Source organism: Bradyrhizobium sp. AZCC 1719 (genome assembly GCF_036924525.1).
In the GTDB taxonomy this organism is placed as follows: Bacteria; Pseudomonadota; Alphaproteobacteria; order Rhizobiales; family Xanthobacteraceae; genus Bradyrhizobium.
In genome coordinates, this window is sequence record NZ_JAZHRU010000001.1 from 168,679 (window position 1) to 188,933 (window position 20,255).

General features: G+C 63.6%; 18 protein-coding genes. 12 read left to right on the forward strand and 6 right to left on the reverse strand.

Translation table 11 applies throughout. The annotated features are described in order from the left end of the window. Positions 1-4: 4 nt before the first annotated feature. Entirely contained in the window at positions 5-1,540 is a 1,536-nt protein-coding gene (locus tag V1292_RS00850) for a helix-turn-helix domain-containing protein (RefSeq protein ID WP_334369881.1), read from the reverse strand. A 158-nt stretch (positions 1,541-1,698) separates the two neighbouring features. On the opposite strand from V1292_RS00850, the gene V1292_RS00855 reads away from it, so the two are divergent. Then, the gene (locus tag V1292_RS00855) at positions 1,699-2,541 is read left to right on the forward strand and encodes a class I SAM-dependent methyltransferase (protein ID WP_334369882.1); all 843 of its coding nucleotides are present in this window, start codon (positions 1,699-1,701) and stop codon (positions 2,539-2,541) included. 76 nt (positions 2,542-2,617) lie between these two features. Here the strand turns inward: V1292_RS00855 and V1292_RS00860 are convergent, their stop codons facing one another. Then, a complete protein-coding gene (locus V1292_RS00860) occupies positions 2,618-2,791 on the reverse strand; it encodes a DUF1328 domain-containing protein (RefSeq protein WP_028350352.1) in 174 nt (57 codons plus the stop codon). A gap of 290 nt (positions 2,792-3,081) precedes the next feature. Between V1292_RS00860 and V1292_RS00865 the strand changes: the two genes are divergently transcribed. The 6 genes from V1292_RS00865 to V1292_RS00890 all read left to right on the forward strand — a co-directional run bounded on the left by V1292_RS00865 (position 3,082) and on the right by V1292_RS00890 (position 9,255). Beyond that, the gene (locus tag V1292_RS00865) at positions 3,082-5,712 is read left to right on the forward strand and encodes an ATP-dependent helicase (RefSeq protein ID WP_334369883.1); all 2,631 of its coding nucleotides are present in this window, start codon (positions 3,082-3,084) and stop codon (positions 5,710-5,712) included. Positions 5,713-5,796: 84 nt separating this feature from the next. Then, positions 5,797-5,991: a type II toxin-antitoxin system HicA family toxin gene (locus V1292_RS00870; RefSeq protein ID WP_334369884.1), complete on the forward strand. Its 195-nt coding sequence runs from the start codon at positions 5,797-5,799 to the stop codon at positions 5,989-5,991. 8 nt (positions 5,992-5,999) lie between these two features. Further along, entirely contained in the window at positions 6,000-6,290 is a 291-nt protein-coding gene (locus tag V1292_RS00875; protein WP_334369885.1) for a type II toxin-antitoxin system HicB family antitoxin, read from the forward strand. A gap of 126 nt (positions 6,291-6,416) precedes the next feature. Then, positions 6,417-7,349: an ABC transporter ATP-binding protein gene (locus tag V1292_RS00880; protein WP_334369886.1), complete on the forward strand. Its 933-nt coding sequence runs from the start codon at positions 6,417-6,419 to the stop codon at positions 7,347-7,349. Further along, on the forward strand, positions 7,346-8,107 hold the full coding sequence (locus V1292_RS00885; protein WP_334369887.1) for an ABC transporter permease: 762 nt from the start codon (positions 7,346-7,348) through the stop codon (positions 8,105-8,107). Before V1292_RS00880 ends, V1292_RS00885 begins: the two co-directional genes overlap by 4 nt. Before the next feature lie 353 nt (positions 8,108-8,460). Continuing rightward, on the forward strand, positions 8,461-9,255 hold the full coding sequence (locus V1292_RS00890; RefSeq protein ID WP_334369888.1) for a L,D-transpeptidase family protein: 795 nt from the start codon (positions 8,461-8,463) through the stop codon (positions 9,253-9,255). A 31-nt stretch (positions 9,256-9,286) separates the two neighbouring features. Here the strand turns inward: V1292_RS00890 and V1292_RS00895 are convergent, their stop codons facing one another. From V1292_RS00895 to V1292_RS00905, 3 genes are all read right to left on the reverse strand, one after another. Then, positions 9,287-9,745, reverse strand: coding sequence for a DUF6691 family protein (locus V1292_RS00895; protein ID WP_334369889.1), 459 nt, complete (start codon positions 9,743-9,745; stop codon positions 9,287-9,289). A gap of 3 nt (positions 9,746-9,748) precedes the next feature. Further along, positions 9,749-10,174, reverse strand: coding sequence for a YeeE/YedE family protein (locus V1292_RS00900; protein ID WP_334369890.1), 426 nt, complete (start codon positions 10,172-10,174; stop codon positions 9,749-9,751). A 63-nt stretch (positions 10,175-10,237) separates the two neighbouring features. Next, on the reverse strand, positions 10,238-12,499 hold the full coding sequence (locus V1292_RS00905) for a fused MFS/spermidine synthase (RefSeq protein ID WP_334369891.1): 2,262 nt from the start codon (positions 12,497-12,499) through the stop codon (positions 10,238-10,240). Between the two features lie 259 nt (positions 12,500-12,758). Between V1292_RS00905 and V1292_RS00910 the strand changes: the two genes are divergently transcribed. After that, positions 12,759-14,360 (forward strand): phytoene desaturase family protein, encoded by a 1,602-nt coding sequence (locus V1292_RS00910; protein WP_334369892.1) that lies wholly within the window; start codon positions 12,759-12,761, stop codon positions 14,358-14,360. 253 nt (positions 14,361-14,613) lie between these two features. Continuing rightward, positions 14,614-15,504: a 50S ribosomal protein L11 methyltransferase gene (locus tag V1292_RS00915; protein ID WP_334369893.1), complete on the forward strand. Its 891-nt coding sequence runs from the start codon at positions 14,614-14,616 to the stop codon at positions 15,502-15,504. A gap of 4 nt (positions 15,505-15,508) precedes the next feature. Here V1292_RS00915 and V1292_RS00920 read toward each other — a convergent pair whose 3' ends face one another. Then, positions 15,509-15,697 carry a hypothetical protein gene (locus V1292_RS00920; RefSeq protein ID WP_334369894.1) on the reverse strand — a complete coding sequence of 63 codons (189 nt, stop codon included), beginning with the start codon at positions 15,695-15,697 and terminating at the stop codon, positions 15,509-15,511. Positions 15,698-15,888: 191 nt separating this feature from the next. Between V1292_RS00920 and V1292_RS00925 the strand changes: the two genes are divergently transcribed. From V1292_RS00925 to V1292_RS00935, 3 genes are all read left to right on the forward strand, one after another. Beyond that, positions 15,889-17,724, forward strand: coding sequence for an aminopeptidase P family protein (locus V1292_RS00925; protein WP_334369895.1), 1,836 nt, complete (start codon positions 15,889-15,891; stop codon positions 17,722-17,724). A gap of 366 nt (positions 17,725-18,090) precedes the next feature. Further along, a complete protein-coding gene (locus V1292_RS00930) occupies positions 18,091-19,368 on the forward strand; it encodes a multidrug effflux MFS transporter (protein WP_334369896.1) in 1,278 nt (425 codons plus the stop codon). 239 nt (positions 19,369-19,607) lie between these two features. Next, positions 19,608-20,207, forward strand: a complete 600-nt coding sequence (locus V1292_RS00935) for a WG repeat-containing protein (RefSeq protein WP_334369897.1) — start codon at positions 19,608-19,610, stop codon at positions 20,205-20,207. Positions 20,208-20,255 lie beyond the last annotated feature (48 nt).

The window sequence follows — 20,255 nt, forward strand, 5'->3', positions numbered from 1 at the left end:
CGGCTCAGGCCGGCAGCCCAGCCTCCTGCAGCGCGCCGACGACCAGATCGCACTGGCTTGGCGGCAGGGGCGGCATGCCGCCCTGCACTTCCGCCACCGTGAGATCAGGATAATGCCGCCGCAGTGCGCTGAGGCTGCGGCGGGCCTGCGGCCCTTGCCCGGCGAGCACATAGGCCGGGCACATGGTTCGGTGCACCCAGCTTGCGGAGGGATGTTCGATCAGCGCGCGCTCCTGCCAGTTCGCTGCCTCGGCATAGCGGCCGGCATTGAAATGCGCGCAGCCGATCCCGACCATGCTGTTGAAAGCCAGCGGATCGTGGGGCGCGAGGTCGAGCGCGATCTTGAATCGTTCGATTGCCGATTGTGGGTCGCCCTTGTAGACGTCGAGCCATCCTGAACGGCTCCACGCCCAGGCCGAGCCGCCGTCGATGGCGAGCGCCTTGCGAATAACGAGATCCGCAGTATCGAACTCCTTGAGCAGCGTTAGCGCGTTGCCGAGCACGGCAAGCACGGTGGCGTCACCGCACAGCGCCCTTGCCCTGCGCGCCAGTTCGAGGCTTCGGGCGCGCTCTTCCAGCGGCGCATGCGTGAAGTGATAGACCACGCGCTGGACATGGGCCCATGCGGCGAGTGCGATGGCGAGCGGATGGTTTGGGTCCTGATCCATCGCACGCTCGAGCAATTCGAGGGCCCGGGCATTGCCATCGGCATCGAGGGAGAGAACGCCCGGCATCGCCCGTAGCGCGAGATCCTGGGCACCGAGGCAATTCGTCGGCTTGCGCAGCGCGCGATCGATTTCGGCCAGCCGCAAACATGGCTGCAGCGCCGCCGCGATCCTGGCTGCGAGATGTTCCGTCGTTGTGGTTTCGCCGCGCAGGACGCCATCGGCGCGATGCGCCCAGAGCTGGCCGCCGGTTTCGGTGTCGATCAGCCTGATCGTCAGGTACGTCTGCGTACCCGATCCCCTGATGGCACCGCCCAAATGATAGCGCGCCGCCATCGACCGCGTTGCAACTGCGATTCCGGCCCGGGTCAATGCGGTGACGAGATCGTCGGCGATGTCGGCCGCGATGGCCATATTTTCCGTTGCCGCCTCGATCGGGCCCAACGCAACCGCCGGCCGGTCCCGCGCCGGCAAGAACAGCGAGGGCATCGCACCGAGCGCGTCGGTGAGCACCTCCTGCCGCTTCAGCGTCTGCGACGGCGTTTCGCCATAGCGGCGGCGATACTCGATTGAAAACCGCCCGAAATGCGGAAAGCCGCAGCGCAGCGCCACGTCCATGATCTTGATATCAGGCGTACCCTGCAACAGCTCGCGACGGGCGCATTCGAGCCCGATCTCGCGAAGCGCGGCACGCGGGGTCTTGCCGACAAAGCTAAGGAACTGCCGCTGCAGGGTTCTGCCGGATACGCCGCCGATGGCGGCAAGCTCCGTCAGCCGCCAATTGTGGCCGACATTGCCACGCATCGCGTCCAGCGCGCGCCTGACGCCGCGCGGCAGCGGCGACGTCGCCGATGAAACGTTCTGGCCAGCAATCATCCGCAACTCCGAAGGCCCTGGTGATGGGTCCTGGGAACAGCGGAAAGGTTCACGTTCCGGATAGCCGTGTCGCGAACTGGATAGGCATCCGGTGGGCCCAGGGACTAAGCCCGCAGCACGCTGAAATCGGCAAATTCACCCGCTCAAAGGAGTAGAACATGGCTACATCTGCCGCCGCTCAAACCCTGCAAGCCGGCCAGATCGATCTTTCCGCCCTGAAAACCAAGCAACACGGCGCATGGTCTTCCGGCGACTATGCCGTCGTCGGCACCACGCTGCAGATCGTCGGCGAAGAATTGTGCGAGGCGCTCGACATCCGGGCCGGGCAGAAGGTGCTCGACGTCGCTGCCGGAAACGGCAATGCGACGCTTGCTGCGGCGCGCCGCTGGTGCGAGGTGGTTTCCACCGATTACGTGCCGAGCCTGCTCGAGCGCGGCCGGTCGCGTGCCGCAGCCGAAGGCCTGTCAGTCGAGTTCAAGGAAGCGGATGCAGAGGCTCTGGACTTCGGCGACGCGACCTTCGACGCGGTGCTCTCGACCTTCGGCGTGATGTTCACGCCGGACCAGGACCGCGCGGCATCCGAACTTTTGCGGGTCTGCAGGAGCGGCGGCAAGATCGGCCTCGCCAACTGGACACCGGAAGGCTTTATCGGACAGTTGTTCAAGACGCTCGGCAAATATTTGCCGCCGCCGGCGGGCGCGAAATCGCCCGCGCTGTGGGGCACGCAGGCGCGCATCACCGAGATGTTCGGAACGTCGGCCGCTTCTATCAAGGCCGAGAAGCGTCGCTTCATGTTCCGCTACCGCTCGCCGCTGCATTTTCTCGACGTGTTCAGGAATTACTACGGCCCGACGCTGAAAGCCTTTGCCGCACTTGATGAAACCAACCAGCGCCGCCTCGCCGACGACATCCTGACGCTGATCGCGGCGATGAACCGCGCCGAGGACGGCACCATGGTGCTGCCGAGCGAGTATCTGGAAATCGTCATCGTCAAACGCTGACGGAATCGGGAGAGCCCCTGCGGCGACGGCCCGCCTCGGCCGTCGCCGTCAATTTCTGCGCAGCCGTGCCGGCTAGCTAGACGTTACTTCGTCCGCGCACCAGTCCGACCACCGCCGAGATCAGGAACAGAATTACGGCGATAAAGAAGATCGCCTTGGCGATTTCGACCGAAGCGCCGGCGATACCGCCGAAGCCAAGAACACCTGCGATCAGCGCGATGATAAGGAACGTAACGACCCAACTCAGCATGTCACGACCTCTATTGCCCGTTGCTCCTTCGATGGCGGCGATTGAGGCGTCGCACATCGCCTGTGGGACCAATCCGGGCTGGGAATGATGGTTCCGGGCGGCAAAAGCGCGAAATTTGACGTTTCGAGCGGAACAAAATCGCCGCAAAGCCGCGAAATCAGGCTGGCAACCGCGACCGCATAAAACCTGTCAAAACGGCCGCACAGGCCCTATATGGCCCTTGATCCCTGCTATGAAGGCTCCCCTTTGCTGCCTCACGGTGCCATCGTGGGGCCAAGACGATTCGAGAAATGACCGAGCCGAGCAAACTGCCCCATCACGGCGTCCCCGAGCACCAGCCTGCGGCTGGCGGCATCGCCGCGCGTGCGCGGGCCGCCGCCGGCCCGCAATATCTCAACGGGCTCAATCCGGAGCAGCGCGAGGCGGTCGAGACGCTGGATGGCCCCGTTCTGGTGCTGGCGGGCGCCGGCACCGGCAAGACGCGCGTGCTGACCACGCGCATCGCCCATATCCTGAGCCAGGGCCGCGCGCGGCCGCATGAAATCCTCTCGGTGACTTTCACCAACAAGGCCGCGCGCGAGATGAAGCTCCGCCTCGGCCAAATGCTCGGCCAGGCCGTCGAAGGCATGCCGTGGCTTGGCACCTTCCACTCGATCGGCGGGCGCATCCTGCGTATCCACGCCGAGCTGGTACAGCTTAAATCCAATTTCACCGTGCTCGACGTCGACGATCAGGTCCGCCTGCTCAAGCAGCTCCTGCAGGCCGAGAACATCGACGACAAGCGCTGGCCGGCGCGCATGCTGGCCGGGCTGATCGACGGCTGGAAGAACCGCGGGCTGGCGCCCAGCCAGGTGCCGTCGGGGGAAGCCGCGATGTTCGGCAACGGCAAGGGCGGCAAGCTCTACGCCAGCTACCAGGAGCGGCTGAAAATCCTCAACGCCGCCGATTTCGGCGACCTGCTTCTCGAGAACATCCGGCTGTTTCGCGAAAACCCCGATGTGCTCAGGCAATACCAGAACCGCTTCAAGTTCATTCTGGTCGACGAATATCAGGACACCAATGTCGCGCAGTATCTGTGGCTGCGGCTGCTGTCGCAGGCGCCGTCGCGGCCGGGCGTGCCGCTGTCGGCGATCATTCCGGGAGATATCGATCCTCCCGTCATTCCGGGGCGCGTCGAAGACGCGAACTCCGATGTGCAATTGCACATCGAAGAATCTCGAGATGATAAGGACTCAACTCGAAATTCCGGGTCTGCGCTTTCAGCGCATCCCGGAATGACGGAGGCTGCGGCTCCCACCGTCCCCTCCTCCTCCCCACCGAAAAACATCTGCTGCGTCGGCGACGACGACCAGTCGATCTATGGCTGGCGCGGCGCGGAGGTCGACAACATCCTGCGCTTCGAGCACGATTTTCCCGGCGCAAAAGTCATCCGTCTTGAACGCAATTACCGCTCCACCGGCCACATTCTCGCCGCCGCTTCGCATCTGATCGCGCACAACGAAGGCCGGCTCGGCAAGACGCTGCGCACCGAGGATGTCGACGGCGAGAAGGTCACGGTCACAGGCTCCTGGGATTCGGAAGAGGAAGCCCGCGCCATCGGCGAGGAGATCGAGGAGTTGCAGCGCGCGGGCGAAAACCTCAACGAAGTTGCGATCCTGGTGCGGGCTTCGTTCCAGATGCGCGAGTTCGAAGATCGTTTTGTTACCCTCGGCCTGCCCTATCGCGTGATCGGCGGTCCGCGATTCTACGAGCGCGCCGAAATCCGCGATGCGCTGGCCTATCTGCGCGTGATCAATTCGCCCGCCGACGACCTTGCCTTCGAGCGCATCGTCAATGTCCCGAAGCGCGGGCTTGGCGACGCCACCGTGCAGTTGCTGCACGACCACGCCCGCAAGCGGCGCACGCCGCTGTTCGAAGCCGCGCGCGCCGTGGTCGAAACCGACGAATTGAAACCGAAGGCACGCGGAGCGCTGCGCGACCTCATCCTTCAATTCGACCGCTGGCGCGCCCAGCGCGAGGTGACCGCGCACACCGAGCTCGCCGAAATCGTGCTCGACGAGAGCGGCTATACCGAAATGTGGCAGAAGGACCGCTCGGCCGACGCCGCCGGCCGGCTCGACAATTTGAAAGAACTCGTGCGCTCGATGGAGGAATTCGAGAACCTGCAAGGGTTCCTCGAACATATCTCGCTGGTGATGGACCGCGACGGCGAGGCCAGCGACGAGGCGGTGTCGCTGATGACGTTGCATTCGGCCAAGGGGCTCGAATTCGACAACGTATTCCTGCCCGGCTGGGAGGAAGGCCTGTTTCCGAGCCAGCGCACGCTCGACGAACAAGGCCGTGCCGGCCTCGAGGAAGAGCGGCGCCTCGCCCATGTCGGGCTGACGCGCGCCCGTCGCCGCGCCAAACTCTATTTCGCCACCAACCGCCGCATTCACGGCACCTGGTCGACCACGATCCCGTCGCGCTTCCTCGACGAACTGCCGTCGGCCAATGTCGAGATCACCGAGTCCAAGGGCGGCTCCGGCTGGGGCGGCACCGGCGGCTACGGCCCCTCGCGTTTCGATAACGTTGAATCCTTCGGCTCCAGCTATACGACACCGGGCTGGCAGCGCGCGCAGGCCAATCGCAACCGCAGCCAGGGCGGCCGCAGCGGTCAGGCCCGCGGCGGGTTTGAGGAAAACCAGTCGTCATTCTCGTCCAGCGGCTTCTCGCGCAACAAGCGCGGCCCGATCGTGATCGAGGGCGAGTTGGTCGCGAAATCCACCGGCACGGTTTCGGAGTTCTCGCTCGACGACCGCGTGTTTCACCAGAAATTCGGCTACGGCCATGTGGTGAAGATCGACGGCAACAAGCTGACGATTGCGTTCGAAAAGGCCGGCGAGAAAAAAGTGGTGGATAGTTTTGTGGAGCGGGCGTGAGGCGCGAATATTTCTGCCGAGCGCTCACTTAACGCCACCGAATCGGCTCTAGCGTTCCAGGTCACATGATCTCAGGAGACATTCATGTTGACCAATAGCCGAGAAATTGTTCGGCGCCTGGAGCGGGAGGGATGGACACTTGTTCGTGTCACGGGCTCTCATCACGTGTTCAAAAACCCAATCTCGGGTGAAACACTAGTCGTTCCTCACCCCAAGAAGGACTTGGGAAAAGGTCTGGTTCGTGCCATTTATAAGGGCGCGGGGTGGAAACCCGATTGAGGTTAACTATGGCTCACTACGTCGCCATTATCGAAGATGCCGGACCGGACCGCGCCGTTGGCGTGTGGTTTCCGGACCTGCCCGGCTGCACTTCGGGGGGCGATGACGTTGACGAAGCACTGCGCAACGCGCCGGAAGCTCTGGAGCTGTATGCGGAGAGCTTCGAAGAAGACGGCAAGCCGTTGCCGCGTCCACGAACGTTGACCGAGCTAAAGTCCGATCCGGAAATCGCCGGTGATCTCAAGACCTACATGGTCGCTCTGATCGAACTGCCCGCGCGCGCACACGCTGCAGAATAGGCGCTTTTCATCGGCCCGATGGATTGCGGAATCACCGCGGGGTTCCTATCTCCCGGTTCCCATCCCTGCCCGCCTCGATCCGGCCGACGCCGCTTCGCCGCTGGCTACATTCCGTCTCACGCTGCCATGCTAGCGCCACCTCCCATCATATCCGTCTCCGATCTCTCAAAAACCTATGGCTCCGGCTTCAAGGCGCTGAAGGGCATCAATCTCGATATCAAGCGCGGCGAAATCTTCGCGCTGCTCGGGCCGAACGGCGCGGGCAAGACCACGCTGATCAGCATCATCTGCGGCATCGCCAACTTAAGCGAGGGCCGTGTCACCGTCGGCGGACATAACATCAACAGGGATTATCGCGCGGCGCGGTCGCTGATCGGCCTGGTGCCGCAGGAACTGCACACCGACTCCTTTGAAACCGTTTGGGCGACCGTCAGCTTCAGCCGCGGCCTGTTCGGCAAGCCGAAGAACCCGGCGCATATCGAAAAGGTGCTGAAGGACCTGTCGCTGTGGGACAAGAAGGATTCCAAGATCATCACGCTCTCCGGCGGCATGAAGCGCCGCGTGATGATTGCAAAAGCGCTGTCGCACGAGCCGCAGATCCTGTTCCTGGACGAGCCGACCGCGGGCGTCGACGTCGAATTGCGCAAGGGCATGTGGGACGTGGTGCGCGGCCTGCAGGCCTCCGGCGTCACCATCATCCTGACCACGCATTACATCCAGGAAGCCGAGGAGATGGCCGACCGCATCGGCGTCATCAACAAGGGCGAGATCATCCTGGTCGAGGACAAGGCCGGGCTGATGCAGAAGCTCGGCAGGAAGCAATTGACGTTGCACCTGCAGCAGAAAATTGACGCCATTCCGCCCGCCCTCGCGCCTTACAAGCTCCAATTGTCCAGCGATGGCCGGCTGCTGACCTATGACTACGATACCAAGGGCGAGCGCACCGGGATCACCAGCCTGCTGAGCGACCTCCGCAATGCCGGCATCCACATCTCCGACCTCGATACAACTCAGTCTTCGCTGGAAGACATCTTCGTCAGCCTGGTGAGGGCGCCATGAATTACCGTGCGATCCGCGCCATCTATCTGTTCGAAATGGCGCGCACCTGGCGCACGCTGCTACAGAGCATCGTCTCGCCGGTGGTTTCCACCTCGCTTTATTTCGTGGTGTTCGGCGCCGCGATCGGCTCGCGCATTACCGAGGTCGAGGGCGTCAGCTACGGCACCTTCATCGTGCCGGGTCTCGTCATGCTGTCGGTCTTGACCCAAAGCATCGCCAACGCCTCGTTCGGCATCTACTTCCCGAAATTCGTCGGCACCATCTATGAAATATTGTCCGCGCCGGTTTCCTATATCGAAATCGTGATCGGCTATGTCGGCGCGGCCGCGACCAAATCCATCATCCTCGGCCTGATCATCATGGCGACCGCCGCGCTGTTCGTGCCGCTGCACATCCAGCATCCCCTGTGGATGCTGACCTTCCTGGTGCTGACGGCGGTGACCTTCAGCCTGTTCGGCTTCATCATCGGCATCTGGGCCGACGGGTTTGAAAAGCTGCAGATGATCCCGATGCTGATCGTGACGCCGCTGACCTTCCTGGGCGGCAGCTTCTACTCGGTGAACATGCTGCCGTCGGGCTGGCGCACCATCACGCTGCTCAATCCGGTCGTATACCTGATCTCCGGCTTCCGCTGGAGCTTTTACGAGATCGCCGACGTCAGCGTGGCCTTGAGCCTCGGCATGACGCTCGGCTTCCTCGCCATCTGCATGGTGCTGGTGTGGTGGATCTTCCGGACCGGGTACCGGCTCAAGAATTGACACGCAGCGTCATTCCGGGGCGGCTCGCAGAGCCGAACTATGGTGCGCGATTGCGCACCTGAGAATCTCGAGATTCCCCGGTGCCCAATTGCGCACCTGAGGTCTGGTCCTAGCGGACCATCCCGGAATGACGGCCTCCAACTCTGTCGATGACAAGACGCGCAGCGCGTGGTTGCTCGCGAAAATGTCAGCACTTTGCCGCCGATTGCGCCGCCCTGACGCCTTGTTTGCGCCGCGGGAGGCGTTAACGATTACGGACGCAGGCCACTGGAACCAGTGCCGGTTTCCGGGCATATTGGATGCCGGGGACGGAGAGCCGGCGCTTCATCAGGGGCCTGGAGGCCAAAGGTAAAATGCGTTCCTTCCTCATTGCCGTCACCGCCCTGACGCTGTTCGCCTCGGGCACCGCCCACGCCAAGATCGCCATAACAGTCGACAAGGACAACCAGCAGATGACCGTCGCCGTCGACGGCATCGAGCGGTACCGCTGGCCGGTGTCTTCGGGTCTTCCCTCCTATGAAACACCGAGCGGCAGCTTCCGCGCCTTCCGAATGGAAGAGGACCATTACTCCAAGGAATTCGACGACGCGCCGATGCCGCATTCGATCTTTTTCACCAAGATCGGCCATGCCATCCACGGCACCGATTCCGTCAACCGTCTCGGCAGCCCGGCCTCGCATGGCTGCGTACGGCTGTCGCGCGAAAATGCCGCGAAGCTGTGGGATCTGGTGAAGCAGGAAGGCGTTCTCAACACCACGGTGACGTTGACCGGCTCATCCCAGGTGGCGCTGGCGCGCAATCCGCGTCGCGGCAATACGGCCGTCGCGCGCCGCGCGCCGCTGCCGCAATATGAACAGCAATACGACTCCGCAGCCGGCGACCCCGTCGTGATCACGCCGCAGCAGCAGCGCGTGGCGCCACAGGCGCGGGCCGATGACGGCTACATCTATCCGGCCGATGGCTCTTCCACTGGGGCGCGTTATCCGGCGCCGCCCAGCCGCCGCGTCTACGACACCCAGGCCTATCAGCAGCAGCAACAGCCGCAATATTACGATAACCGCGGCTATGCGCCGGCGCCGCAGGGCTACTACTACCAGCCGCGGCAGCAATATTATCAGCAGCGCGGGCTGTCGACCTACCAGGATTAACGAGCGAGTTCATCGCGGTCGCAGGACGTCCTCAGCCGTCCGTCGCGCTCGCAAGCTGCCGGTCGCGTTGCGCGATCAGCCGCGACTGTTGCCAAGCGTCGTGAGCAATCATCCCCGCCGCCATCGCGGCGACGAAGACGATGATTCCGGGCGACAACGTCGCCAGGCTTTCCAGCGCCGGCCCCGGGCATAACCCAACGAGGCCCCAGCCGATTCCAAACAACCCCGCGCCTGCGACCAGCGGAAGATCGATTCCCGATTTGCCCGGCCGAAAATATTGCCCGGCAAACCACGGCCGCGCACTGCGATCTGCCAGCATGAAGCCGGGTATCGACACAGCCAGCGCCGCGGCCATCACCACCGCGAGACTCGGATCCCACGCGCCGAAGATATCGAGGAAGCCGAGGACTTTGGTCGGCTGCACCATGCCCGAAATCAACAGGCCCGCGCCGAAGATCAGGCCGCACAACAAGGGAGCGATGATCCACATGGCTCAGCCTCCCAACGCATGATGGGTGATGGCGACGGTGATAACGGCCGTCACCATGAAGATGACGGTAGCGGCGATCGAGCGCGGCGACAGTCGCCCTATGCCGCAGATGCCATGGCCGGAGGTGCAGCCGCCGCCGAGCCGCGTACCGAATCCGACCAGCAGGCCCGCCGCGACAATGACAGCCCAGCTCGACGGCAGCTTTGGTTGCGCCATTCCGTAACCGATCAGGCCGGCGAGGATAGGCGCCAGAATGAGCCCGGCGACGAAAGCGATACGCCAGCCCTTGTCCTCGCCGCGCAAATTCAACAGGCCACTGAAGATGCCGCTGATCCCGGCAATCCGGCCGGTCGACAGCATCAGCAGGACGGCGGCAAGCCCGATCAGGACGCCGCCGATCGCGGCCGATACGGGGGTGAAATTGGCCATCGTCGCTCCATCGGTTCAGGGCAGACCATGATCATAGACCCACCCTGCCCGGCTGCAACTCGCCTATTCCTCGCCTTTTCTAAGCCGCCGCCATACCGCGCCCAGCACATTGGAATAATCGTCGGTCCAGACCCGCTGGTTTTCCCTGGCTTCTGTCAGCGCCCATTGTTCCGACGATGCCAGCTTCCCGACGTCAGTCTCTTCCCTCGCCGAGACAACGACCGAGGTCGAGAAGATGTATTCGCTGTCGCGCCCGGAGTCTTCGCTGTAGACCCAGCTCATCAAGTCGTTGGCGTCGGCGATGCCGACGACCACGCTCGACAGCTCCAGATGCCGGTTGGAGACGTGCATCACGACCGCCCCCTGCGGCGCCAGCTTGGACTTGTAGATTTCCATCGCCTCTTCGGTCGCCAGGTGAACCGGGATCGCATCCGACGAATAGGCGTCGACGATGATCAGGTCATAGACGCCGTCGGGCTCACGCGCGAAGGTGAGCCGCGCATCACCGATCACCGGCTGCATGTTCGGTTCGCAGACCTGAATGTACGTAAAATATTTCGGGTCGCGCGCGGTATCGACCATCGTCTGGTCGATCTCGAAGAATTTCCATTCCTCGCCGGGCTCCGAGGCGCAGGCCAGCGTGCCGGAGCCGAGCCCGATCACGGCCACGCGCAGTGGCGCGCCCTTGCGTTCCCGGATCGCCGTGATCGCCTGGCCGATGCCGCCGTCCCTGTAGTAGTAGGTGATCGGCTCCGGCTGGCCGGTGACCGGCGTGCCGTCGTCGTTCTTGAATTTCTCGGCGCCGTGGATCGTCGTGCCGTGCATCAGCACGTGATACTGGCCGTTCGGCGTCACCACGATCTTGTGGACGCCGAAGAAGCTGCGCACCGTCTCGACCCGGCCGTCGTCGGAAGGATAGGCGCGCAGCAATACCAGCGCCATCACGACGGTCGCAAAGATCTTCCAGCGGTTGGCATTGAGGGTAAGCGCCAGGAGCGCCGCCAGCACTCCGACCGCGCCGATCACCCAGACGCGATGATCTTCGAACCAGTTGAACACTTTTCCGGTCGACCAGGCCGGCGCCATCAACGCCACCGCCAGCACCGCAAGGAACGGCCAGTACCAGGCACTCCAGCGCGGCAAACGTTCGCCGCCGGTCGGCCGGCACAGCGCCGCGAGCGCCAGCAGGATCGGGTACTCCGCAACCCATGAGAAGGTGAACGGCGCGATCAGGCCGGCAAAGAGGCCGCCGACCATGCCGCCGAACGACAGCGCGACATAGAAGCCGGTGAGATATTTCGCCGCCGGGCGCGTGCGCGCAAGTTCGCCATGACAAGCCATCGCAATCACGAAAAAGCAGAACTGGTGCCCGCCGAGCGTCAGCAGCAGATTCTGTTCGCCGCCGAACGCGAGCAGCACCACGATGCCGGCGATCGCCAGCGGCTGCGCCAGCAACATCCATTTGTGCGGCAATAGCGGGCGCGACTGGAAGACGAGCACCCAGGTCAGGAGATAGAGCGACAACGGCAGCACCCACAGCAAGGGCGCTGCGGCGACGTCAGTGGAAATATGGGCCGTTACTGCTATCAGCAGCCCCGACGGCACGGCCGCGAGGAATATCCAGCGGGCGCGCAAAATCCATGACGGCGCCGGCACGTCGCTATCGTCTGGCGCCAAGTTCAGTTCTCCCGCCCTCACTGGCGAGCGCAGCAACAACACGCCGCAGGTCGCGATCAGCACGATCAAGAGGCCATAGCCGCCGGTCCAGATCAGGTTCTGCATGCGCAAGGTGAACATCGGCTCCAGCAGCACCGGATAGGACAACAGCGCCAGGAAACTGCCGACATTCGAGGAGGCGTAGAGGAAGTACGGATCGGGACCGTTGGGGTGGCCGGTGCGGACAAACCAGGCCTGCAGCAGCGGGTTGTTGGCCGCGAGCGCGAAGAACGGCAGGCCGATCGAAGCCGCAAACAGGCCGAGCAGCCAGAGCGCATAGCCTGAATTCGGCGGATCGCCCCACCCGCTCGCGATCGACAGCGGCATCGTCAGCATCGCAACCGCGAGCAGCGCGAGATGAACCGCCACGGGAATCGTGCGATTGCGCGCCTGCATCAAAAAATGCGCATAGGCATAGCCGCCAAGCAGCAGCGACTGGAAGAACACCATCGCCACCGACCAAACCGCCGGCGAGCCGCCGAGCCGCGGCAGCACCATCTTGGTGAACAGGGGTTGCACCGAAAACAGCAACAACGCACTGACGAAGATCGCAGCGGTGTAGACGGCCAGCACCAGCCGGTTTCGCGAGGCAGACGGTTCAGAAATCATGAAAGCTCCGGCTTGAACCCGGCGGGAGCCGGCGGCGAGCATTCCGGCAGGTTGTGCCAGAAGCGCAGATAGAGCATATGGCAACATGGCTAGCAAGAAACCGCAGGCTTGACGGAACGCTGATTGGGCGCGACAGCACCCTCTCGTGAACGTCATTTCGGGGCGATGCAAAGCATCGAACCCGAAATCTCGAGATTCCGGGTCTGGTGCTAACGCACCATCCCGGAATGACGATTAATCAAACCTTCTTGAAGCGGACATGAGCGAAACCGAAGTCGTCATCATCGGTGCGGGGCATAACGGCCTCACCTGCGCGGCCTATCTCGCGATGGCCGGCCTGCGCGTGAAAGTGGTCGAGCGCCGCAAGACGGTCGGCGGCGCCGCGGTGACCGAGGAATTCCATCCCGGTTTCCGCAATTCGGTGGCCGCCTATACCGTCAGCCTGCTCAATCCGCAGATCATCGCCGACCTGAAGCTCGCCGAACACGGCCTGCGCATCGTCGAGCGCCGCGCGCAGAATTTTCTGCCCGCCCCCGACGGCAGCTATCTCCTGACTGGCGAGGGCCGCACCCGGCAATCGGTGGCAAAACTCAGCGAGCGCGATGCCGTCACGATCGAGGCCTTCTCGCGCGAACTGGAAGCCATCGCCGACGTGCTGCGGCAATTCGTGCTGCGCGCGCCGCCGAATCTCGTCGAGGGTTTTGGGATCGGCGCGATCCGCGAGGCCTTCAACGCCGTCGGCACGGCCGGTATCCTGCGCAAGCTCTCACTCGAACAGCAGCGCAGCCTGCTCGACCTGTTCACGTGCTCGGCCGGCGAAATGCTGGACGAGCGTTTCGAGAGCGACCTGGTGAAGGCGCTGTTCGGCTTCGACGCCATCGTCGGCAATTATGCCAGCCCCTACGCCGCCGGCTCCGCCTATGTGATGCTGCACCACGCATTCGGCGAGGTGAACGGCAAGAAGGGCGTATGGGGCCACGCCATCGGCGGCATGGGTGCGATCACGCAAGCCATGGCGCGCGCTGCGCGCGGGCATGGCGTGGAGATCGAAACGGACGCCGGCGTGCGCGAGGTGATCGTCGGGGGCGGGCGCGCCGCAGGCGTTATCCTCGACAATGGCGAGACCATCCGCGCGAAATACGTAGTCTCCGGCGTCAATCCGAAATTGCTGTATACGCGGCTCGTGCCGTCGGGTGCATTGACGCCGGAATTCCTCGGGCGCATCGCGCGCTGGCGCAACGCATCCGGCACGTTCCGTATGAATGTCGCGCTGAACGCGCTACCTTCTTTCACCGCCCTGCCCGGCGCCGGCGACCATCTCACCGCCGGCATCATTCTCGCACCCAGCCTCGGTTACATGGATCGCGCCTGGCAGGACGCGCGAGAGCATGGCTGGAGCCGTGAGCCGGTGGTGGAAATGCTGATTCCCTCGACCCTCGACGATTCCCTCGCACCGGAGGGCCGGCATGTCGCGAGCCTGTTCTGCCAGCATGTCGCGCCGGAATTGCCGGATGGAAAGTCATGGGACGATCACCGCGAGGAGGTCGCCGACCTCATGATCGCGACGGTGGATAAATTCGCGCCGGGCTTTGCGACAAGCGTGATCGGCCGCCAGGTGCTGTCGCCGCTCGATCTCGAGCGGCAGTTCGGCCTGCTCGGCGGCGACATCTTTCATGGGGCGCTGACGCTCAACCAATTGTTCTCGGCGCGGCCGATGCTGGGCCATGCCGATTATCGCGGGCCGCTGAAGGGCCTCTACCATTGCGGCTCGGGCGCGCATCCCGGCGGCGGCGTCACCGGCGCACCCGGCCACAACGCCGCGAAGGTGATTCTGGGCGATCACCGCGCCCTGTTCGGATAGAACGCAGTGGACAATGTCGGTAAAGCCGGTGGGCAACGGCGGGAGAAGCCTGTGGATTGCTTGTTGATAACCCGCGGCAACGGCTGTGGAAGACATCGGTATGTTTCCGTCGACAACCGGTTGGCAACTTCCCCGCTCGGCTGTGGGCAGGCGGTGGAAAGATGCAACTTTTCCGAGTAGCACGACATGAAACTTGCTCGAGTTTGACGCCCATTCCCGATCGTATCCTTCACCGCTTTCGCCAGGTTCTTCAATGACTTCCCTCGCCTCCACACATCGCGTCCATTTTGCTGTCGGCGACGAGCACACAGCCAAGGGCGTCGTCGATGCCCTGACCGAAGTTTTTTTTGAAGGCCAGGCCGCAATCGCCGCGTTCGAACGGCCGGATGGCCGATGGGACGTCACGGTGCATTTTGGCGAGCCGCCCGATCAGCCGCTGGTCCGCGAACTCGTGGCCAATGCGGCCGGCGCGGAAATCGCCGTCGGCATCGCCTTCGACACGGTCGAGGCCAAGGACTGGGTCAAGGCCAGCCTCGAAGACCTGGTTCCCGTGCCCGCCGGGCGCTTTGTGGTCCACGGCCAGCATGACCGCGACAGGATCTCGCCCAACAAGCTCGGCATCGAGATCGAGGCGGCGCTGGCCTTTGGCACCGGCCATCACGGCACCACGCGCGGCTGCCTTCTGCTGCTCGACCATGTCCTGAAAGCCTGGCGCCCGCGCCGCGTGCTCGATCTCGGCACCGGCACCGGCGTGCTGGCGATTGCGGCGGCGAAAGCGCTGCACGAAAAGATACTGGCCAGCGATATCGATCCGCCCTCGGTGCAGGTCGCCCGCGACAATGCGCGGCTGAACGTATCGGGACATCTGGTGCGGGCGGTCCGCGCCACCGGCTTCTCGGCGCCGCAATTTGCGCAAGCCGCGCCGTTCGATCTGGTGCTGGCGAATATTCTGGCCAATCCGCTGCGGCAATTGGCAGGGCCGATGGCGCGGCATCTGGCGCCGTCCGCGCTGGTCATTCTCTCAGGGCTTTTGACGCATCAGGCGCCCGCCGTCATCGTCGCCTATCGCGCCCGCGGGCTGGTTCCCGTGCGGCATCTGCGCATCGAAGGCTGGAGCAGCCTCCTGCTGCGCAAGGTGAACTGAAATTCTAATCGGCCGGTCTGTGCCGGTTGCGGGCGATGACGCCCTTCTCTCTCTTCAACGACCGCTTGACGCGCGCTTCCGCGAACCGATCGAGGATCTGGACGATGACGCCACGCTGCTTCTTGTTGGCCACGGGCGCCACGGGGCCGCGACGTTCCGGCGGTGAAATCTTCTCAAACGTGAAAGCAGGCATGGTGCATCCCCTCTTCGTTGAGTTGAAACACTCCTGGAGCTCTCTCCCGATATCTTTGAGCAGAGCGGCTACACCGCAATTCGCTCCGTCCGACTAGCGCGGACGGACATATTGAAGCACAGATTATGCCAAATTGTGGCGGAGACTGCCGCATTGCGGACCACTCCACCCAACCCTAAAGTGACCAGGCGATGTTCGAAGCCCATTTTCAGACATTCGAAGAACCCGAAGGCGGCGTGGCGCTGACCGCACGGCTGGCCCGCTTCCGCGAGGAACTCGCGCGGCGGAAGCTGACGGGATTCGTGGTTCCGCGCGCCGATCAGCAACAGAACGAATACGTCCCGGCCTCCGAAGAACGGCTGGCCTGGCTGAGCGGCTTCACTGGTTCGGCGGGCATGGCGATCGTTCTGACGCGCGATGCCGCGGTCTTCGTCGATGGCCGTTATACGCTGCAGGCCGCCAAGCAGGTCGACCGCAAGGCCTGGCAAATCGAGCCGCTGGCCGATCCGCCGCCGGAGCAGTGGCTGACCAAGCACCTTGCGGCCGGCGACCGCCTCGGTTTCGACCCGTGGCTGCACACTTCGGCGGCAGCCGAGCGTCTGGCCGCCGCCTGCACCAAGGCGGGCGCGGAACTGATTGCGGTCGAAACCAACCCGCTGGATTCGATCTGGACCGAGCGCCCGGCCCCGCCGCTCGGCCGCGTCGCCACTCACGGCGTGCAGTTTTCCGGCGAGGTCGAAGCCGAAAAACTCAAGCGCATCCGGCTGGAGATTAACAAGCTCGGCGTCGAGGCGCTGGTGCTGTCGGACAGCCACGCGGTGGCCTGGACCTTCAACATCCGAGGCGCAGACGTGTCGCACACGCCGTTGCCCTTGTCTTACGCGGTGGTGCCGAAGGACGGCCGCCCCACCATCTTCATCGACCATCGCAAGCTGTCCAACCTGACGCGCGACCACCTCGAACAATCCGCCGATGTGCGGGAGCCCGACGCGCTGGTGCCTGACCTGACCGAGCTTGCGCGCAGCGGCGCCGCAATCGCCCTTGATGCCGCCACCGCCGCGGACGCGCTGAGCCGGCTGATCGCAGGTGCCGGCGGAAAACCGGTACGCGGCAACGATCCGGTGAGCCTGTTGAAGGCGGTGAAGAATATCACCGAGATCGAGGGCACGCGGACCGCGCACCAGCGCGACGCGGTGGCGCTGGCGCGCTTCCTCGCCTGGATCGACCGCGAGGCACCGTCGGGCGCGTTGACGGAGATCGATACCGTCGAGGCCCTGGAAACGTTCCGCCGCCAGACCTGCGCGCTGAAGGATGTCTCGTTTCCGACCATCGCCGGCACCGGGCCGAACGGCGCCATCGTGCATTACCGCGTCACCCGCAAGAGCAACCGGCGAATTTCGCCCGGCGATCTGCTGCTGATCGATTCCGGCGCGCAATATGAAGACGGCACCACCGACGTCACCCGCACCATCGCAATCGGCAATCCGACCGACGAAATGCGCGATCGATTCACCCGCGTGCTGCGTGGGCACATCGCGATTGCACGCGCGGTGTTTCCGGACGGCACCACCGGCGCGCAGATCGACTCCTTTGCGCGGCAATTTTTGTGGCAGGCCGGCCTCGATTTCGAGCACGGCACCGGCCACGGCGTCGGCAGCTATCTCTCGGTGCATGAAGGCCCGGCGCGCATCTCGAAACTCGGCACCACGCCCCTGAAGCGCGGCATGATCCTCTCCAACGAGCCCGGCTACTACAAGACCGACGCCTACGGCATCCGGATCGAGAACCTCGAACTCGTCATCGGCACCGATGTACCCGGCGCCGAGAAGCCGGTGAACGCGTTCGAGACGCTGACGCTGACGCCGATCGACCGCCGCCTGATCGACGTGAACATGTTGAGCGCAACCGAACTGAAATGGCTCAACGACTACCACGAGCGCGTCAACCGCGCGGTGCGCCCGCACCTCGACGACAACGCCACGAAGCTGTGGCTGGATGAGGCGACGGCGGCAATGCTACCGCTTTAATCACATCCGCAACTGTCGTCCCCCGCGAAGGCGGGGGACCCAGTACGCCGCGGCCCATCGCTTCATCACTAAAGTCTCTGGAATACTGGGTCACCCGCCGGAGCCTGTCATCGGGCGCGCATTCGCGCGACCCGTTGGCGGGTGACGACAGCGGATTTGTTGCGCGTGACGAAATTCGCCGGCGCGCCGGCTACGCGTGGGCCCCGGACACAAAAACCGCGAAAACAACCCCATGCAAAGTAGAATCCAGCGGCCCAGTCTCGTACCCGCCTCCCCAATTCAGCATGGCCGCATGCCAAAACGTCCCTGTTCGTGCTGAGCCATCTGGTTAAAAGTCCAATCCAAGCAAAACAGGATCTGAACTGAATGCACGGCGTCGTGGGAAAGCCGCCCGACGCGGCGGCGAGCGCTGTCGCGACCTCCAAGATCATGCTGCTGATGCTGGTGGCGATGACCGGCGTCGCGCCGATCTCGCTCTATATGCTGGTGCCGGCGCTTCCCGTGCTGGCGACGACGTTCGGTGGTGACATTTCCGTCGCGCAGATGACGGTGTCGCTCTACATGGTCGGCATCGCTTGCTCGCAGCTCATCATGGGGCCGCTGTCGGACAAGTTCGGACGCCGCCCGGTGCTGCTCGCAGGCCTTGCCCTGATGGTGGCGGCGAGCGTCGGCTGCTCGCTGGCGCAGACACTGCCGCAACTGATTGCCGCGCGTTTCCTGCAGGCGCTGGGTGGCGCGACCGGCATGGTGGTGAGCCGCGCCATCATCCGCGACCTCTACAGCCGCGACCGCATCAGCTCCATGATCAGCCTCGTGATTGCCGTCATGATGATGGCGCAGATGCTCAGCGCGCTGGTCGGCGGCCTCCTGGAGACCGCGTTCGGCTGGCGCGCCATCTTCTATTTCATCACGGCGGCTTCGCTCGGCGTTGCGGTCCTGATCACGCTGGCGCTGCCCGAGACGCGCGGCGAACGCAGCGAGAGCAGCAGCTTCCGCGGCGACGTCGGCAAGCTGATCCGCAACCGCGCCTTCATCGGCTATGTGCTGTGCCAGGTGCTGGCTTCCCAGATTATTTTCATGTTTGCCGGCGGCGGGCCTTACATCGTGGTGACGCAGATGGGCCGAACCACGGCCGAATATGGCGCGTGGTTCGCGACGACGGGATTTGCCTATCTGATCGGCAATGTGTTCTGCGTCCGTTTCGCGCCGCGGCATTCGCTGGAGAAGCTGATCTGGTTCGGACTCGCCGTGCAATTCGGCGGCGCCCTCTTCAACCTCGTCTTGAGCATTGCCGGGATCAACCAGGCGCCTCTCTGGCTGTTCGGCACTCAGATGATCGTGATGGTCGCGAACGCCTTCGTCATGAATAACGCCGCGGCCGGCGCTATCAGCGCGCGTCCCGAGGCCGCCGGCACCGCCTCCGGCGCGATGGGGTTTCTGCAGCAGGGTATCGGCGCGCTGGTCTCGCAATTCGGCGCCTATCTCGGCGGCCACTCCACGACCACGCTGCCGCTGACGGCCGCGATCTTCGCACTGTCGATTGCCTGCATCTCGGTGATGTTCTTCATCGTGCCGCGGCGGACGGTCGTGGTGAGCGAGGAGTTGGTAAAGAAGGCGGAGGAGGAAGACTCGGGGATGTTGTGAGACGATGTCATTCCGGGGCGATGCGTAGCATCGAACCCGGAATCTCGAGATTCCGGGTCTGGTCCTTCGGACCATCCCGGAATGACGGTGCCCAAACGATCACGTAACGCTTCAGCCGTCATTGCGAGCGAAGCGAAGCAATCCATCAACGCGGGTTAGATGGCAGTTGCTCCTTCACCAACAAATTACATTGTTTAGAATGAAGGCGGAGTGCAGTCTGCCCATGACGAGCATGAATCATGCCTGATTTTCTCAAAATTGTTACGCTCGGCGCTTTGCTTGCACTTTCGTCCAAGCCGGTGATGGCGATTGATCGTGGCACGGCCGCGCCGGTGGTCTTCGATTGCTGGGAGCCGGAGCGCACGTTCAAGCAATGTGCGGCAACCGGCCCCGACGGGCGGCCGCGTTTGAAGCGATCCTATTTGACCCGACTTCGATATGACCGCGATGGGCTGGCTTCGGTCTTGTTGATGGATAGGACTGACACACGAAAAGGCCAGTGGTTCTATGTTCGGCGTGGCGTCGCCCCGGCGCCTGTTGAGTTGATGGATAACGGCCCGGATTATTTCAAGGATGGTCTCGCGCGATCGCGGGTCGGCGGCAAGATCGGATATATCGACCGCAAGCTCAATCTCGTGATCCCGGCGATATACGACGGCGCTTATCCATTCAACGACGGAGTCGCCGTCGTCTGTACGGCTTGCACGCTGGTCTCTGAAGGTGAGAACAATGGGCGCAGTTGGTACGAGGGCGGACATTGGGGACGCATCGACCGCAAGGGACGCGTCGTTTCACGCTTCCGGCCATGGGAGAAAGGCAAGCCGCTCGAATTCGACTGAGGCTGAATGCTTGCGAAGAATTGATCGAACAGGCGGAATAAGGTGCGA

Bases quoted from the DNA above. Each gene is read 5' to 3' on its own strand.
- V1292_RS00850 (WP_334369881.1), bottom strand. From the start codon at position 1,540: ATGATTGCTGGCCAGAACGTTTCATCGGCGACGTCGCCGCTGCCGCGC.
- V1292_RS00855 (WP_334369882.1), top strand. From the start codon at position 1,699: ATGGCTACATCTGCCGCCGCTCAAACCCTGCAAGCCGGCCAGATCGAT.
- V1292_RS00860 (WP_028350352.1), bottom strand. From the start codon at position 2,791: ATGCTGAGTTGGGTCGTTACGTTCCTTATCATCGCGCTGATCGCAGGT.
- V1292_RS00865 (WP_334369883.1), top strand. From the start codon at position 3,082: ATGACCGAGCCGAGCAAACTGCCCCATCACGGCGTCCCCGAGCACCAG.
- V1292_RS00870 (WP_334369884.1), top strand. From the start codon at position 5,797: ATGTTGACCAATAGCCGAGAAATTGTTCGGCGCCTGGAGCGGGAGGGA.
- V1292_RS00875 (WP_334369885.1), top strand. From the start codon at position 6,000: ATGGCTCACTACGTCGCCATTATCGAAGATGCCGGACCGGACCGCGCC.
- V1292_RS00880 (WP_334369886.1), top strand. From the start codon at position 6,417: ATGCTAGCGCCACCTCCCATCATATCCGTCTCCGATCTCTCAAAAACC.
- V1292_RS00885 (WP_334369887.1), top strand. From the start codon at position 7,346: ATGAATTACCGTGCGATCCGCGCCATCTATCTGTTCGAAATGGCGCGC.
- V1292_RS00890 (WP_334369888.1), top strand. From the start codon at position 8,461: ATGCGTTCCTTCCTCATTGCCGTCACCGCCCTGACGCTGTTCGCCTCG.
- V1292_RS00895 (WP_334369889.1), bottom strand. From the start codon at position 9,745: ATGTGGATCATCGCTCCCTTGTTGTGCGGCCTGATCTTCGGCGCGGGC.
- V1292_RS00900 (WP_334369890.1), bottom strand. From the start codon at position 10,174: ATGGCCAATTTCACCCCCGTATCGGCCGCGATCGGCGGCGTCCTGATC.
- V1292_RS00905 (WP_334369891.1), bottom strand. From the start codon at position 12,499: ATGATTTCTGAACCGTCTGCCTCGCGAAACCGGCTGGTGCTGGCCGTC.
- V1292_RS00910 (WP_334369892.1), top strand. From the start codon at position 12,759: ATGAGCGAAACCGAAGTCGTCATCATCGGTGCGGGGCATAACGGCCTC.
- V1292_RS00915 (WP_334369893.1), top strand. From the start codon at position 14,614: ATGACTTCCCTCGCCTCCACACATCGCGTCCATTTTGCTGTCGGCGAC.
- V1292_RS00920 (WP_334369894.1), bottom strand. From the start codon at position 15,697: ATGCCTGCTTTCACGTTTGAGAAGATTTCACCGCCGGAACGTCGCGGC.
- V1292_RS00925 (WP_334369895.1), top strand. From the start codon at position 15,889: ATGTTCGAAGCCCATTTTCAGACATTCGAAGAACCCGAAGGCGGCGTG.
- V1292_RS00930 (WP_334369896.1), top strand. From the start codon at position 18,091: ATGCACGGCGTCGTGGGAAAGCCGCCCGACGCGGCGGCGAGCGCTGTC.
- V1292_RS00935 (WP_334369897.1), top strand. From the start codon at position 19,608: ATGCCTGATTTTCTCAAAATTGTTACGCTCGGCGCTTTGCTTGCACTT.